Origin of the sequence: Streptomyces sp. NRRL F-6492, from assembly GCF_001280125.1 — a bacterium.
Taxonomy (GTDB): domain Bacteria; phylum Actinomycetota; class Actinomycetes; order Streptomycetales; family Streptomycetaceae; genus Streptomyces.
The window spans coordinates 1-14,782 of the sequence record NZ_LGEG01000023.1; the positions used below are offsets into that span (position 1 = coordinate 1).

Annotated in this window: 13 protein-coding genes and 2 pseudogenes; 9 read left to right on the plus strand and 6 right to left on the minus strand. The window is 73.8% G+C overall.

Translation table 11 applies throughout. The annotated features are described in order from the left end of the window. From ADL08_RS04155 to ADL08_RS04170, 4 genes and pseudogenes are all read left to right on the plus strand, one after another. Window positions 1-292: pseudogene (locus ADL08_RS04155) on the plus strand (histidine kinase); the annotation flags it as partial. Continuing rightward, window positions 289-726 (plus strand): roadblock/LC7 domain-containing protein, encoded by a 438-nt coding sequence (locus ADL08_RS04160; RefSeq protein WP_053640656.1) that lies wholly within the window; start codon window positions 289-291, stop codon window positions 724-726. The pseudogene ADL08_RS04155 and the gene ADL08_RS04160, both read left to right, overlap by 4 nt. A 10-nt stretch (window positions 727-736) precedes the next feature. Beyond that, window positions 737-1,162 (plus strand): DUF742 domain-containing protein, encoded by a 426-nt coding sequence (locus ADL08_RS04165; RefSeq protein ID WP_053640657.1) that lies wholly within the window; start codon window positions 737-739, stop codon window positions 1,160-1,162. Next, a complete protein-coding gene (locus ADL08_RS04170) occupies window positions 1,143-1,748 on the plus strand; it encodes a GTP-binding protein (RefSeq protein WP_053640658.1) in 606 nt (201 codons plus the stop codon). The genes ADL08_RS04165 and ADL08_RS04170 overlap by 20 nt, the downstream gene beginning before the upstream one ends. A gap of 44 nt (window positions 1,749-1,792) precedes the next feature. Here ADL08_RS04170 and ADL08_RS34795 read toward each other — a convergent pair. Further along, window positions 1,793-2,307: pseudogene (locus tag ADL08_RS34795) on the minus strand (M15 family metallopeptidase). A gap of 88 nt (window positions 2,308-2,395) precedes the next feature. Here ADL08_RS34795 and ADL08_RS04180 point away from each other — a divergent pair. Next, window positions 2,396-2,896 (plus strand): NUDIX domain-containing protein, encoded by a 501-nt coding sequence (locus ADL08_RS04180; RefSeq protein ID WP_234351989.1) that lies wholly within the window; start codon window positions 2,396-2,398, stop codon window positions 2,894-2,896. 102 nt (window positions 2,897-2,998) lie between these two features. On the opposite strand, the gene ADL08_RS04185 is transcribed toward ADL08_RS04180, so the two are convergent. Then, a complete protein-coding gene (locus ADL08_RS04185) occupies window positions 2,999-5,428 on the minus strand; it encodes a glycoside hydrolase family 31 protein (RefSeq protein ID WP_053640660.1) in 2,430 nt (809 codons plus the stop codon). Between the two features lie 214 nt (window positions 5,429-5,642). Between ADL08_RS04185 and ADL08_RS04190 the strand changes: the two genes are divergently transcribed. Then, on the plus strand, window positions 5,643-7,613 hold the full coding sequence (locus ADL08_RS04190) for an acetoacetate--CoA ligase (RefSeq protein ID WP_053640661.1): 1,971 nt from the start codon (window positions 5,643-5,645) through the stop codon (window positions 7,611-7,613). A gap of 456 nt (window positions 7,614-8,069) precedes the next feature. Further along, window positions 8,070-8,255, plus strand: a complete 186-nt coding sequence (locus ADL08_RS04195) for a hypothetical protein (RefSeq protein ID WP_159043171.1) — start codon at window positions 8,070-8,072, stop codon at window positions 8,253-8,255. 94 nt (window positions 8,256-8,349) lie between these two features. Here ADL08_RS04195 and ADL08_RS04200 read toward each other — a convergent pair whose 3' ends face one another. Then, window positions 8,350-9,669, minus strand: a complete 1,320-nt coding sequence (locus tag ADL08_RS04200; RefSeq protein WP_053640663.1) for a GntR family transcriptional regulator — start codon at window positions 9,667-9,669, stop codon at window positions 8,350-8,352. Window positions 9,670-9,759: 90 nt separating this feature from the next. On the opposite strand from ADL08_RS04200, the gene ADL08_RS04205 reads away from it, so the two are divergent. After that, the gene (locus ADL08_RS04205; RefSeq protein WP_324610469.1) at window positions 9,760-11,073 is read left to right on the plus strand and encodes an MFS transporter; all 1,314 of its coding nucleotides are present in this window, start codon (window positions 9,760-9,762) and stop codon (window positions 11,071-11,073) included. Between the two features lie 23 nt (window positions 11,074-11,096). Next, the gene (locus tag ADL08_RS04210; RefSeq protein ID WP_053640665.1) at window positions 11,097-11,999 is read left to right on the plus strand and encodes a hypothetical protein; all 903 of its coding nucleotides are present in this window, start codon (window positions 11,097-11,099) and stop codon (window positions 11,997-11,999) included. Between the two features lie 74 nt (window positions 12,000-12,073). Here the strand turns inward: ADL08_RS04210 and ptsP are convergent, their stop codons facing one another. From ptsP to ADL08_RS37885, 3 genes are all read right to left on the minus strand, one after another. Then, window positions 12,074-13,744: a phosphoenolpyruvate--protein phosphotransferase gene (gene ptsP, locus ADL08_RS04215; protein WP_053640666.1), complete on the minus strand. Its 1,671-nt coding sequence runs from the start codon at window positions 13,742-13,744 to the stop codon at window positions 12,074-12,076. Between the two features lie 81 nt (window positions 13,745-13,825). After that, window positions 13,826-14,275 carry a PTS sugar transporter subunit IIA gene (locus ADL08_RS04220; protein WP_053640667.1) on the minus strand — a complete coding sequence of 150 codons (450 nt, stop codon included), beginning with the start codon at window positions 14,273-14,275 and terminating at the stop codon, window positions 13,826-13,828. Between the two features lie 252 nt (window positions 14,276-14,527). Beyond that, window positions 14,528-14,782: hypothetical protein (locus tag ADL08_RS37885; protein ID WP_234351988.1), on the minus strand; the 255-nt coding region annotated here is incomplete at its 5' end.

The window sequence follows — 14,782 nt, forward strand, 5'->3', positions numbered from 1 at the left end:
GCCCGTGACCGACCCCGCCCCGCCGGAGGCCCCGGCCCCCTTCGACGGCCTGCCCCGCCGCGTCCGCCAGGCCAGCCTCGCGCCCCAGCTGCGCGAGGCCGACCGCCCGGCCCGCCGCGACGAGGCGACCCGGGCCGCGCCCGAAGGCCGGGACTCCTTCGAGCGCGACGCCGAGGAGGTGCGCGCCCGGATGGCCTCCATGCAGCGCGGCTGGCAGCGCGGGCGACGGGACGCCACCGACCCTGACGAACCGACAGCACCAGGAACGACACCCGAGGGGGACGGTCGATGACCGCACCGAACGCCGCAGCACCCAGCACGACCTCCGGAAACGGTGAACTGAACTGGCTCCTCGACGAGCTCGTCCAGCGCGTCGGCTCCATCCGGAAGGCCCTGGTGCTCTCCGGTGACGGCCTTCCCACCGGCGCCTCCCAGGGCCTGACCCGGGAGGACGGCGAGCACCTGGCCGCCGTCGCCTCCGGCTTCCACAGCCTCGCCAAGGGCGTCGGCCGCCACTTCGAGGCGGGCAAGGTGCGCCAGACGGTCGTCGAGCTGGAGGACGCCTTCCTCTTCGTCACGGCCGCCGGCGACGGCAGCTGCCTGGCGGTGCTCGCGGACGCCGACTCCGACGTGGGCCAGGTCGCCTACGAGATGACGCTGATGGTGAAGCGGGTCGGGGTCCACCTCGCGACGGCCCCCCGGACCGGACTGCCCTCGGGAGGGTGAGTGGGACGGCATGAGTGACGAAGCCGAGCGGAACCGACCCGCGGAGGGGCGCACCCCACGCCCCCACCACTGGTTCGACGACGAGGCCGGACCGGTGGTCCGTCCGTACGCGATGACCCGCGGCCGGACGAGCGCCGCCACCCGCCACCGGCTCGACCTGATCGCGGTGGTCGTTCCCGAGCCCGCCGCCGAAGACCCCGGCCGGGACCAGACGCTCTCCCCGGAACACGTGGAGATCGTCGAACGCTGCTCCGAGCAGCCCCAGTCGATCGCCGAGCTCGCCGCCGGACTCGACCTCCCCGTAGGGGTGGTCCGGGTCCTCGTCGGCGACCTCGTCGAGGACGAACTCGTCCACGTGACCCGCCCCGTTCCGCCGGCCGAGCTGCCGGACGTGAACATCCTCCGCGAGGTGATCAATGGCCTTCGGGCGCTCTAGCCGCACCAAGCCCTTCGTCGAACCGGTGACCCTGAAGATCCTCGTCGCCGGCGGGTTCGGGGTCGGCAAGACGACCCTGGTCGGCGCGGTCAGCGAGATCAGGCCCCTGCGGACCGAGGAGATCCTCAGCGAGGCGGGACGTCCCGTCGACGACCTGCACGGCGTCGAGGCCAAGACGACCACCACGGTCGCCATGGACTTCGGCCGGATCACCCTGCGCGAGGACCTCGTCCTGTACCTGTTCGGCACGCCCGGCCAGGACCGCTTCTGGTTCCTCTGGGACGAGCTGGCCCAGGGGGCCCTGGGCGCGATCGTCCTCGCGGACACCCGCCGCCTGGAGGACAGCTTCGCGGCCATCGACTACTTCGAGCGGCGCGGCATCCCGTTCACGGTGGCCGTCAACTGCTTCGAGGGCGCCCAGCGGTTCCCCGCCGAGAGCGTGCGCGGAGCCCTCGACCTCGACCCCGAGGTCGAACTGGTCATGTGCGACGCGCGGGACCGCGAGTCCGTGAAGAACGTCCTCGTGGCGGTCGTCGAGCACGCCCTCGTCCTCGCCGACCGCACCCACGCGGCCGCCACCTCCTGACCTTCCGGTGGAGGACCCCGGACCGGGGCCCTCCACCGGAAGGCTCAGTGCCCCGCCACCGACCGCCACGCCACCGGGAAGTCGAAGAACGCGTCGGGGAACGGCTCGGGCTCGAACGTGAAGTGCCACCACTCCTCCGGCAGGTTCACGAACCCCTGCTCGGCGAGCACCCCCCTGAGCAGCTGCCGGTTGGCCCGCTGCACGCCCGTGGTCCGGGGGTCGTCGGTGTGCGAGCGCGTGTCGAAGCAGTCGTACCCCGTCCCCATGTCCACGGAGTCGTCGGGGAACCGCTCCGCCTTCGGCGCGTAGCACTCCACCAGCCCCTCGCCCGGCCGGTACGGGCGCGTGGGCCGCGCACAGCGGCTGCCGGTAGCCGTCCACCGGCCCGCCCGTGAAGTTGTGCGCCGTCGTGTAGCGCATCTCCTGGAGGATCGTCGGATCCACGGCGGCCAGGGCCACGAACTCCCTTGGCGCCCGACGCCGGGGGAGCGGAGGCGGCGAACAGTCCGGCGGCAACGGTGACGACGAGGGTGCGGAGAGCGGAAGCGAGTCCTGTCATGGGCACCGTCTACCAGTTCCGGCAGCGCCGGGAAAGGGCGATCGCATACGGTCGGACCGTGAAGCACTCGATCGCGAGGGACCCGGCCGTGAAGGACTCCCACTGCTCCTCCTGCGGCACGGCCCACCCGGCCGACGCGGGCTGGCCCCGCACCTGTCCGGGCTGCGGCCACACCGCCTACCGCAACCCGCTGCCCGTCGCCGTCGCCCTCCTGCCCGTCACGGACGAGGACGGCACGGGACTCGTCGTCATCACCCGGACCATCGAGCCGCGGAGGGGCGGGATCGCGCTCCCCGGCGGCTTCATCGACCACGGCGAGGACTGGCACGCCGCCGTCGCCCGCGAACTGCGCGAGGAGACCGGCATCGAGGCCGCCGCCGAGGAGGTCCGCCTCGCCGACGCCCTGAGCTCCCCGGCCGGACACCTCCTCCTCTTCGGCCTCCTCCCGCCCCGCCCGGCCTCCGCCCTGCCCCCCTCGGCCCCGACGAACGAGACCAGCGGCCACCACCTGCTCCGGACCCCGCGGGAACTGGCCTTCCCGCTCCACACGGAGGCGGTACGGAAGTGGTTCGCGGGGGAGTACGGCTGAGGGGGACGCGGAACCGGCCGACCGGCCCGCCCGCGCCTCCGCACCCGAGCAAGAGGCACGGGCCCGTCAGAGCCCCGCACCGCCACAAGAGGCACGGGCCCGTCAGAGCCCCCGCACCCGCACCGGCAGCCCCGCCTCCGCCACCCCGTCGTCCGTCACCCGCTCCACCACCACCCGCCCGTCCACCAGACGCGACTGGTACCGCTCGATCTCGGCCGGCTCCCAGCCGTCCCCCGTGTCCCGTACGACGAGCCCCCCGCCCGTCCGCCCGGCGGCGGGCGCCCACACCTCCAGGGCCGGACCGCCCTCCTCGTCCCGCACCGGAAGCACCGCGCCCGCCCGGGCCAGGACCGGCACCCGCGACAGCGGCGCGTCGAGCAGCACCTGCCCGGGCCCCTCGTACGCCCGCCCCGTCGCCGTGTCGTACCAGCGCCCGCGCGGCAGCCGCACCGCCCGCCGGTCGGTGCCGTGCGTCAGGACCGGCGCCACGAGCAGCGAGTCGCCGAGGAGGAACGCGTCCTCGCAGTCCCGCAGCGTCCGGTCCTCCGGCGTCCCCCACCACACCGGCCGGACGTACGGCGCGCCCGTCATCCGGGCGAGCCGCGCCAGGGTCGTGAAGTACGGCCGCAGCCGCTCCCGTTCGGCCAGCGCCTCGCGCGCGTACTCCAGGATCTCGGGCCCGAACTCCCACGGCCCGTGCGGCCCGGGGCCGGTCCCCGCGCGCGTACGGAACAACGGCAGCCACGCCCCCAGCTGGTACCGGCGCAGGAACAGCTCCGGCGACGACCCGCCGTCGGGCCCGGCACCCTCCACGTCCGGCCCCGAGTACGGCACCCCGCACAGGCCGAGCCCCAGGACCAGGGAGAGCGAGGCCCGCAGCCCCGGCCACCCCGCCGGCACCCCGCCCGCCCAGGTGCCCCCGTACCGCTGCACGCCCGCCCAGCCGGAACGCGACAGCAGGAAGGGCCGCTCGTCGGGCCGCAGCCGGCGCAGCCCCTCGTACCCGGCCCGGGCCATCGTCAGGCCGTACACGTTGTGCGCCTCCCGGTGGTCGCCGCCCCGGCCGTCCAGTACGTGCCGGGCCGAGCGCGGCAGCGTCGGATCGCCGAAGGGGACGGAGGAGACCGGCTCGTTCCGGTCGTGCGCCACCCCCGAGAAGCCCTGCCGGAGCCGCTCCTCGTACAGGCCGCCCCACCACTTCCGCACCGCCGGATCGGTGAAGTCCGGATAGGCGCACCCGCCCTCCCGGCCCGCCCCGTGGACCTCGTCGCCCCGGGCGTCCCGGACGAAACCGTCCACCGCGCGCCCGCCGTCGTACACCGGATCCCCCGGTTCCGCCCGCACCGCCGGGTCCACGGCCGCCACCAGCCGCACGCCCTCCTCCCGCAGCTCCTCCGCGAGGGCCGGCAGATCGGGGAACCGCTCCCGGTCCACCGAGAACGCCCGCCGCCCGTCCCGGGGACCGGCGCCCAGGTGGACGGCGGACAGCGCAAGCCCGTGCCTCCGGTGCTCGTCCACCGTCCCGCGCACCTCCGCCGCGCCGCCGGAGCCCTCGCGCGCGTGCTGCGGGCCGAGCGCCCAGGACGGCGGGAGCGCGGGCGCGCCCGTGAGCGCCGCCCAGCCGTGCAGGACGCGCGCGGGGGTGCCGACCACCACCCAGCAGCGCAGCGGACCGCCTTCCACCCGGACCTCGCTGGTCCCCGGCCGGTCGTGCCCGGACCCGGCGCCCTCCTCGCCCTCGGACAGGGTGACCAGGCCGTCCCAGGAGTTGTCGTGGAACACCAGGTGCGTACCGGCGTCTGAGACGACGCACTGCACGGGCATGGTGAGGTGCAGCGGATCGTCCCCCGGGCCGGAACGCCCCCGGGAAGCCGTGTTCCACAGCCGGTACGAGCCGTCCCGCAGCCGCGGCCCGCCCGACCGCCCGCCGAGCCCGAAGAACCGCGCGTCGGCCGGCACCTCGCTCCGCTGCACCCAGCGCGCGGCCCCGGAAGGACCCGTGGCCCCGGAGGAATCCGCTGCTCCGGAAGGACCCGTGGCCCCGGAGGAATCCGCGGCCCCGGAGACCTCCACCGGCTCCCACCACCGCGGCGGCAGGTCCCGCCGGAGCAGCAGCCCGCCCGGCGTCCGGACCTCCACCGCCCCGTGCCGGGAGACCGCCACCGTCACCCGCTCCGACACGATCCGCCACCCGCCGTCCGTGTCCGGCTCCAGGGCCGCCCGGGGGTCCGGCTCGGGCGCCTCGCCGGCCAGCGCGTACGAGGGCAGCGGCCCGGCCCCGTCCCACCCCCAGAACACCGTGCCGCCCGCCGACACGCACAGCCGCAACGAGGACCGCGCGAACCGGATCGTCCCCCCGCCCGGCGCGGACTCCGCCGTCTCCGCGAGCCCCGGCACCCGGGCCCGCTCCGCCCCCCTCGGGGGCGTCCCCCACGCGTCCGTCCGGCGCTGCCGCCACGCCGCCCGCACCGTCCGCAAGCCCTCCACGGAACCGAACACCTTCATCGAACGCAGCAGTTCACGACCGTCCATGCGGCTCACCCTGCCACTCGCGAAAGGCGTAACGAGCCGCGTTCAACTGCCGTTCACCCGTGGTGGGAGCACATATTCAACTACCGGACCATGGGCGGGCAGCCCTGGTGCGAAAGACGATCACATGGCATCGTCCTGTCAGCCGCGTCGCGCGCACACCCCAGCACGTGCGCGGGACACACGCAGACCCCGCGTACAGCCAGGGAGCCGCCCCATGACATCAGCGCAGACCGAGCCGCTCTGGCAGCCGGACGAGGAACGCATCGCCACGGCCGCCGTCACCCGCTTCCAGTCCTGGGCGGCCGAGCACCACGGCGCCCCGGCCGAGGGCGGGTACCCGGCGCTCCACCGCTGGTCGGTCGAGGAGCTCGAAGCGTTCTGGCGCGCGATCGTCGAGTGGTTCGACATCCGCTTCTCCACCCCGTACGAGCGCGTCCTCGGCGACCGCTCGATGCCCGGCGCCGACTGGTTCCCCGGAGCCACCCTCAACTACGCCGAGCACGCCCTGCGCGCCGCCGACGAGCGCCCCCACGACACGGCCCTGCTCCATGTGGACGAGACACATGAGCCCGCGCCGACGACCTGGGCCGAGCTCCGCCGCCAGGTCGGTTCCCTCGCCGCCGAGCTGCGCGGCCTCGGCGTCCGCCCCGGCGACCGCGTCAGCGGCTACCTGCCCAACGTCCCGCAGTCCGTCGTGGCCCTCCTCGCCACCGCCGCCGTCGGCGGCGTGTGGACCTCCTGCGCCCCGGACTTCGGCGCCCGCAGCGTCCTCGACCGCTTCCAGCAGGTCGAACCGGTCGTCCTCTTCACCGTCGACGGCTACCGCTACGGCGGCAAGGAGCACGACCGCCGCGACATCGTGGCCGAGCTGCGCGCCGAGCTTCCCACCCTCCGCGCCGTCGTCCACGTCCCGCTCCTCGGCACCCCGGCCCCCGAGGGCACCCTCGCCTGGGACGACCTGGTCGCCGGCGACACCGCGCCGGTCTACGAGCAGGTCCCCTTCTCCCACCCGCTGTGGGTCCTGTACTCCTCCGGCACCACCGGCCTGCCGAAGGCGATCGTCCAGTCCCAGGGCGGCATCCTCGTCGAGCACGTCAAGCAGCTGGGCCTGCACTGCGACCTCGGCCCCGACGACGTGTTCTTCTGGTACACCTCCACCGGCTGGATGATGTGGAACTTCCTCGTCTCCGGCCTGCTCACCGGCACGACGATCGTCCTGTACGACGGAAGCCCGGGCTACCCCGACACCGCCACCCAGTGGCGCGTCGCCGAACGCACCCGCGCCACCCTGTACGGCACCTCCGCCGCGTACGTGATGGCCTGCGCCAAGGCGGACGTGCACCCCGGCCGGGACTTCGACCTCTCGGCCGTGAAGTGCGTCGCCACCACCGGCTCCCCGCTGCCCCCCGACGGCTTCCGCTGGCTCCACGACGAGGTCCGCGAGAACCTCTGGATCGCCTCCGTCAGCGGCGGCACGGACGTCTGCTCCTGCTTCGCCGGCGCCGTCCCCACCCTCCCCGTCCACATCGGCGAACTCCAGGCCGCGGGCCTCGGCACCGACCTCCAGGCCTGGGACCCCTCCGGCAAGCCCGTCGTCGGCGAGGTCGGCGAACTCGTCGTCACCAACCCCATGCCGTCCATGCCGATCCGCTTCTGGAACGACCCCGACGGCAGCCGCTACCACGACAGCTACTTCGAGATGTTCCCGGGCGTGTGGCGCCACGGCGACTGGATCACGATCACCGACCACGGCTCGGTCGTCATCCACGGCCGCTCCGACTCCACCCTCAACCGGCAGGGCGTCCGCATGGGGAGCGCCGATATCTACGAGGCCGTCGAACGCCTCCCGGAGATCCGCGAATCCCTCGTCATCGGCCTGGAGGAGCCGGACGGCGGCTACTGGATGCCCCTCTTCGTCCACCTCGTGGAGGGCGTCGCCCTGGACGAGGAGCTGATCGCCCGCATCAAGCGGACCATCCGCTCCGAACTCTCCCCGCGCCACGTCCCCGACGAGATCATCGAGGTCCCCGGCGTCCCGCACACCCTCACCGGCAAGCGCATCGAGGTCCCGGTCAAGCGCCTCCTCCAGGGCACCCCGCTCGCCAAGGCCGTCAACATCGGCTCGGTCGACGACCTCGGCCTCCTCCACTTCTACGAGACCCTGGCCGCCAACCGCCGCGCCTAGGGCCTGTCCGGCGGATCAGGGTCGAGACCCGCGAGCGTCTCGGGCCCCGATCCACCAGGACCGGGACCCCGGGGCGTCCCGCCTACGCCTTCGGCACCTCGCCGGGCGCGGAGGCGACGCCCTCACGGCCCGCCGTGTCGGTCGCGGACGGCAGCACGGCCACGCCGGGGATCAGGGCCGCGGCCCGGTACAGCGCGGCGGTGACCCGCGGGGGGCCCAGGTTCCGGCGAGCAGCGTTCCGGGCACGGTGAACGCCCGCTGATCGGCATCGCCTCCGGGTGGTCCAGCACGCATGCGTGCTCGTCGTACGCCTCGCCGAGCGCGCCGCGCTTCCACGCCACCACCACGCTCCACCGCGACGGGGTCCTGGTCGGCACCCGCCGGGGCGAGCCCGGCCGGGGCACGTTCACCACCGCCCCGGGGGCGGCGGCCGGATCCGGCGTCCGCTCCCTGACCGTGTCGGTGTCGGTGTCGGTGTCGGCCGACGGCGGCGCCACCTGGACCCGCGTCCCCGTCGCCGACGGCCGGGCCGCCCTCCGCAACCCCACCGCGAGACGCTCCGTCTCGCTCCGCGCCGAACTCGCCGACACGAAGGGCAGCACCCTCACCCAGACCCTGACGGACGCCTACCTAGCCCGCTGAACGACCGGTCACCGAAAGTCCTGATCACTGATTCCGAAAGGCTCCGGGGAGGCCCACCCTCCCCGGAGCGTTCCCGGTTCGACCCCTTGCGCCGTCACCCCCCGTACGTCGCCTGCCCGTCGTCCAGCACCTCCGCGAAGTCCGCCGCCAGCCGCACCGCGTCGGCGGGCGCGAGCGTCGCCGTCGTGATCCGCACCGCCGGCGGGGACGCGATCCGGAAGCGCGCCCCCGCGGCGACCCACCAGCCCCGCGTCCGCAGCCCGTTGACCACGTCAGACTCGCCCCGCACCGGCACCCACACGTTCAGCCCGCTCGCCCCCACCGCCCGGATCCGGTACGCGCCGAGCGCGCCGATCAGCGCCGCGCGCCGCTCCGCGTACGCCTCCTCGCCCGCCGCCACGAGCGCGCGCACCGCCCCGTCGGTGAACAGGCCGACCACGGTCTCCTGGAGCACGTGACTGACCCAGCCCGAGGTCATCAGCATCCGTCCGTCGTGCCGCGCGAGGGTCACCGCGTCGCACGCGACCCCGGCCCACCGCAGGTCGATCCCGAGGTGCTTCGACACCGTCCGCACCTGCGCCCACCGGTCGAGCCCGGCCGCCCCGAGCGTGTGCGCGGCGGCCCCGCCCACCTCCGCGTTGTGATCGTCCTCGACGACCAGCACCTCGGGGAACTCCCTCAGCACCGACACCAGTTCGTCCCGCCGCGACCGGGTGAAGAACGCCCCGGTCGGACACTGGCCCCGGGGACTGCACACCACCGCGCGCACCCCGCCCCGCAGCGCCGCCCGCAGCGACTCCGGCACGAGCCCCTCGCCGTCCACCGCCACCGGAACCGTCCGCAGCCCGAGCGCGGGCACCAGGTCGAGCAGGTGGTGGAAGCCGGGGTCCTCCACGGCCACGGCGTCCCCGGGCCGCAGCTCCGTCGAGAGCAGCCGCGCGATGCAGTCGAGCGCCCCGTGCGCGAACGTCACGTGCCGCGCGGGCACCCCGTCCCGCCCGAACCACGTCCTGGTCAGCTCTTCGAGGGCCGCGAGGCGGGGCGCGGCGCGATGGGAGCCGTACGCGGGGGTGACGGCGGCCGGCGGACGCAGTACGGGGAGGAACTCCGGGTCCGGATGCCCGCCGGCGAGGTCCACCAGGCCGTCCGGCACGCGCGGCGGGCGCCGGGAGGCCACGGACGGCGCCTCGGCCACCACCGTGCCGCCCCGGCCCCGCGTGAGGACCAGGCCCCGCCGCCGCAACTCCTTGTAGGCCGTGGCGACGGTCCCCGGACTCACCCCCAGCTCGTCCGCGAGCCGTCGTACCGGCGGCAGGGCGTCCCCCGGGGCGAGCCCGCCCTCGGTCACGCCCCGCTCCACGGACGCGGCAATCCCCTTGGCCGTCGTCCCTTCGATCGCATATTGTGCTGCCACGTAATCAAGTATGTATCAATACAAAAAAGAGCGCAAGGCGTCCACGGTACGGAACGCGACCGAAGGCGATCCACGCGCGCAGGGGGACCCATGAGCCGCACCACCCGAAGAGCCCACGGACAACGCGCACCCCACAAGGAACGCACACCCCTCAAGGACCGCATCCCCGGCGGCGCCGACGGCCGCCGCATGCTCCTCATCGGCTTCATCGACAAGTGCGGCACCGGCCTCTGGTCCACCGCCACGGCCCTCTACTTCACCTACGTCACCGGCCTCGGCCTCGGCCAGGTCGGCCTCCTCGTCGCGCTGTCCGGCGCCGCGGGCATCGCCGGCGCACCCCTCGGCGGACGCCTCGCCGACCGCTTCCCCCTCGTCCGCGTCATCATCTGCACCCAACTCCTGCGCGCCGCCGCCCTCCTCGCCCTCCTCACCACCGACCACTACCTCCTCCTGGTCCTCTTCTCCGCCGCCGGCGCCCTCCCCGACCGCGCCACCAACGTCCTCACCAAGCTCTACGCCGCCCGTGTCGCCGGCCCCGACCGCGTCCGCTACCAGGCCGTCAACCGCACCACCTCCAACATCGGCTGGACCCTCGGCGGCCTCGGCGCCGCCGCCGCGCTCGCCGTCGGCTCCACCACCGCCTTCCAGCTCCTGCTCGTCGGCGACGCCCTCTCGTACCTCGTGATGGCCGCCCTCACCCTCCGCTGCGCCGAACCCCCCTCCCCGGCCGTCTCCCGCATCGCCGCCTCCTCCGCCGACCCCGCCCCCACGGCCGGGCCCTCCAATCCCTGGCGCGACCGGGGCTTCCTCTCCTTCACCGCGGGGGAGGCCGTCTTCTTCCTCCACGACTCGATCCTCCAGGTCGCCCTGCCGCTCTGGATCGTCCACGCCACCGACGCCCCCGTAGGCCTCGCCCCGCTCCTCCTCGTCGTCAACAGCGTCCTCGTCGTCCTCTTCCAGGTCCCGCTCTCCCGCTTCGGCGCCACCACCGACGCCGCCCGCCGCCTGCTCACCCCGCTCGCGGTCCTCTTCGCCGTCGGCACGCTCGCCGTCGGCGTCTCCGCCCTCGGCGGCCGCACCCTGGCCATCGGCGCCCTGATCACCGCGGCCGTCGTCCTCACCTTCGCCGAGATGATCCACACCCTGGCCTCCTGGGAGCTCTCCGTCGCCCTCGCCCCCGACGACGCCCAGGGCGCCTACCTCGGAGTCCACGGCCTCGCCCAGTCCACCCAGCGCTTCGCGGGCCCCCTCCTCATGACCGGACTCGTCTCCGCCGGCCCCTTCGCCTGGCCCGTCCTCGGCGCCGCCCTCGCCGCCACCACCGTCGCCCAGAACCGCCTCGTCCGCCGACGCCTCCCCGAACCGTCACTGTCAGTGGCGAAGGTTACGGTGAGTGAGCACTGATCGGACCGTCACCAGGGGGAGACATGACACGGACCGCAACCACACCGACGAACCTCCGCCGCGCACTGCGCCGCGAGATCCCCAGCACCGTCGCGCTCCTCGCCGACGAACAGGACTTCGCGGCCATGCGCCGCTACCGCACGTTCCTCTTCGACGACCACACCGTCTACCTGCGCCAGATCGAGGCCCTCCTCAGGACCCTCGCCCGCCGGGGCGGCCACACCACCGTCACCCTCTTCGACCCCGAGGAGTACGCGGCCTGGTGCGCCGAGACCGCCACCGAACCCGACCTGCCCGCGAGCCGCAGCCGCTTCACCGCCCACCTCGCCGCCACCGGCGCCCGCGTCACCTACACCGGGCAGCCCCTCGCCGTCCTCCTCCCCGAACTCGTCGACACCGCCGTCCGCCAGGCCACCTGGGAGTACGCCACCACCGTCCTCGCCACCGCGGGCGACTGCGCGACCTGCGGCAAGGACATCGGCAAAGCCGCCTACGAGCGGGCCGCCCGCCTGCTCACACACCTCCTCGCAGCCGCCGGCCCCGGCGCCCACCACCTCGTCTGCAGCGTCCCCGCCGCCGACGACCAACTCCTCGCCGTCCTCCACACCGACGGCACCGCACCACCCGAGGACACCCCCGACACCGGATTCGCCACCGAGTTCACCGCCGTCCTCGCCGCGGGCATCGCCCTCGCCGCCCCCGGCGGACTCGTCCTGCGCACCACCGCCCCCGACACCCCGGACCGCCTCCACGGCTGGCGCCTCACCGACGGCACCCTGACCCCGCTCACCGAGGCCGAGGTCTTCTCCGCCTACTGCACCGACGCCCGCACGGGAGAACCCCTCTCCCCGGAACCCGGCGTCGAGTACCGCGCCGGCTTCCCCCTCGCCCCCGGCCCCGACGACGACTGGACCACCCACCACTGACCCCGCGCACGACGAAGGGGCTCCCCGCCACCTCCGTGACGGAAAGCCCCTTCGTCCTCACGCGCCTCCGGGGATCACTCCCCGGACAGCACCGCCTGCGCGGCCAGCCGCGCCTCGTGCGCCGTGTCCGCGGCCCGCGCCGCGGCCGCGGCCCGCTCGCACTGCGCCAGCGTGTACTTGGCCAGCGTCGCCCGCACGTACGGAATCGACGCCGCACCCATGGAGAGGGAGGTGACGCCCAGACCCGTCAGCACACACGCGAGCAGCGGATCCGAAGCGGCCTCGCCACAGACGCCACAGCTCTTGCCCTCGGCCTTGGCCGCCTCGGCGGACAGCGCCACCAGGTCGAGCAGCGCCGGCTGCCACGGGTCCTGGAGCCGGGACACCGCACCGACCTGACGGTCGGCCGCGAAGGTGTACTGCGCCAGGTCGTTGGTGCCCAGCGACAGGAACTCGACCTCCTGGAGGATCGAGCGCGCCCGCAGCGCGGCCGACGGAATCTCGACCATCGCACCGAACTTCGCCCGCAGCCCCGCCTCGCGGCAGGCGTCGGCGAACGCCTTCGCGTCCGTGCGGTCGGCCACCATCGGCGCCATGACCTCGAGGTACACCGGCAGCCCCTCGACCGCCTTCGCGAGGGCGGACAGCTGCGTCCGCAGCACCTCCGGGTGGTCGAGCAGCGACCGCAGGCCCCGCACGCCCAGCGCCGGGTTCGGCTCGTCCGCCGGGGTCAGGAAGTCCAGCGGCTTGTCGGCGCCCGCGTCGAGCACCCGCACGACCACGCGCCCCTCGGGGAACGCCTCGAGAACCTGGCGGTAGGCCTCGACCTGCTTCTCCTCGGACGGGGCCTTCTTACTGTCGTCCAGGAAGAGGAACTCCGTACGGAACAGACCGACGCCCTCCGCACCGGCCTCCACCGCCGCCGGCACGTCCGCGGGACCGCCGACGTTGGCCAGCAGCGGCACCTTGTGCCCGTCCGAGGTCGCGCCCGGCCCGGTCGACGTGGCCAGCGCGGCCCTGCGCTCGGCCGCGGCCTTCGTCAGCTCCGCCTTCTTCTCCTCGCTCGGGTCCACGAAGAGCTCACCGGTGGAACCGTCGACCGCGATGAGCGTGCCCTCGGCCAGCTCACCCGCGCCCGGCAGCGCCACGATGGCCGGCACGCCCAGGGCCCGCGCCAGGATCGCGCTGTGGCTGGTCGGCCCGCCCTCCTCGGTCACGAACCCGAGCACCAGCGTCGGGTCCAGCAGCGCCGTGTCGGCGGGCGCCAGGTCCCGTGCGATCAGCACGTACGGCTCGTCGCTGTCCGGCACGCCCGGCATCGGGACGCCGAGCAGCCGCGCGACGATCCGGTTCCGCACGTCGTCCAGGTCGGCGACCCGGCCCGCCATGTACTCGCCGGCCCCGGCGAGCAGCTCGCGGTAGTGCGAGAAGGCGTCGTAGATACCGCGCTCGGCCGTGCTGCCGACCGCGATCCGGCGGTCCACGTCGGCGATGAGCTCCGGGTCCTGGGCGATCATCGCCTGGGCCTCCAGCACCGCCTGTGCCTCGCCGCCGGCCAGATTGCCCCGGGCGTTCAGATCGGCGGCCACGGCCTCCACGGCCTGACGGGCACGCCCCTGTTCGCGCTCCGCCTCCTCGGCCGGAATCGACTTGGCCGGCGGCTCCAGAACCGCGGTGCCCATGTGCCGGACCTCGCCGATCGCCACTCCGTGGCTGACGCCGACGCCTCGCAGCGTTGTCTCCATCTCACCCGTCTCCGATTGAGCGACGGCCCCGGCCGCCGCGTTGAATGTCGAACTCGCGGTCGTCACAGCGGACGAACCGGCTCAGTTCCAGCCGAAGAGGTGGTCGCCGGCCTTCACTTCGCCGCTCTCGGCGACCTCGAAGAGCGACTCCGCACCAGCCTCCAGGGCCACGACGGGAGAGATGGGGGACTTGCCGGCGGCCTCGACGGCGGCGGGGTTCCAGCGCACGACGGCCTGTCCGCGCGTCACGGTGTCACCCTTGGCGGCGAGCAGCTCGAAGCCCTCCCCGTTGAGCTGGACGGTGTCGATGCCGAGGTGCGTCAGCACACCGCGTCCCTCGGAGTCGACGACGACGAAGGCGTGCGGGTGCATGGAGACGATGACCCCGTCGACGGGGGAGACGGCCTCGGAGGGCTCACGTACGGGATCGATGGCGGTACCGGGCCCGACCATCGCACCGGCGAAGACCGGGTCGGGAACTGCGGCGAGACCGATGGCGCGGCCGGCGAGCGGCGAGGTCACGGTTGTCATGGGAAGCCTCCCAGGGGCGGAGATTGTGTGGCGCCGTCACTACCTGTCCTGGACGGCGTACTGTTCAGAAGCGTATGTCATGGGAAGTCCCGGTTCCGCCCGAGACGTACCAGTTGGACGGAGCTAGGGACCACCGGCGACGGTTTGCCTCCACTGACGGTGGGATGTACTGTCGTACTCCTGCTTGACCCCAACGCGGCCTTGTGTCGCGGGTCGGCAGCACCTATCAAGCCAGATCCTAACCCCAGTGGTCTACACCTCTGCGTGCTCGCAGCGGGACGTGGTCAGGGGGACCGAGAAAGCCTGGTAATGTTTGACCCCGCCGGGAACGGAAAAAGCGAAAGCGAATTCCAGCCCCAGCAGCCCGCTCCAGCGGGTGGCAGAAACGAAAAACGGATCTGCTAAGCTGGAAACACGAAAGACCGAAGGGAAAAGCCCGGAGGAAAGCCCGAGAGGGTGAGTACAAAGGAAGCGTCCGTTCCTTGAGAACTCAACAGCGTGCCAAAA

Coding starts and splice junctions, on each gene's coding strand:
- ADL08_RS04220 (WP_053640667.1), bottom strand. CDS start 14,275: ATGACAACCGTGACCTCGCCGCTCGCCGGCCGCGCCATCGGTCTCGCC.
- ADL08_RS04210 (WP_053640665.1), top strand. CDS start 11,097: ATGACACGGACCGCAACCACACCGACGAACCTCCGCCGCGCACTGCGC.
- ADL08_RS04205 (WP_324610469.1), top strand. CDS start 9,760: ATGAGCCGCACCACCCGAAGAGCCCACGGACAACGCGCACCCCACAAG.
- ptsP (WP_053640666.1), bottom strand. CDS start 13,744: ATGGAGACAACGCTGCGAGGCGTCGGCGTCAGCCACGGAGTGGCGATC.
- ADL08_RS04170 (WP_053640658.1), top strand. CDS start 1,143: ATGGCCTTCGGGCGCTCTAGCCGCACCAAGCCCTTCGTCGAACCGGTG.
- ADL08_RS04185 (WP_053640660.1), bottom strand. CDS start 5,428: ATGGACGGTCGTGAACTGCTGCGTTCGATGAAGGTGTTCGGTTCCGTG.
- ADL08_RS04190 (WP_053640661.1), top strand. CDS start 5,643: ATGACATCAGCGCAGACCGAGCCGCTCTGGCAGCCGGACGAGGAACGC.
- ADL08_RS04165 (WP_053640657.1), top strand. CDS start 737: ATGAGTGACGAAGCCGAGCGGAACCGACCCGCGGAGGGGCGCACCCCA.
- ADL08_RS04160 (WP_053640656.1), top strand. CDS start 289: ATGACCGCACCGAACGCCGCAGCACCCAGCACGACCTCCGGAAACGGT.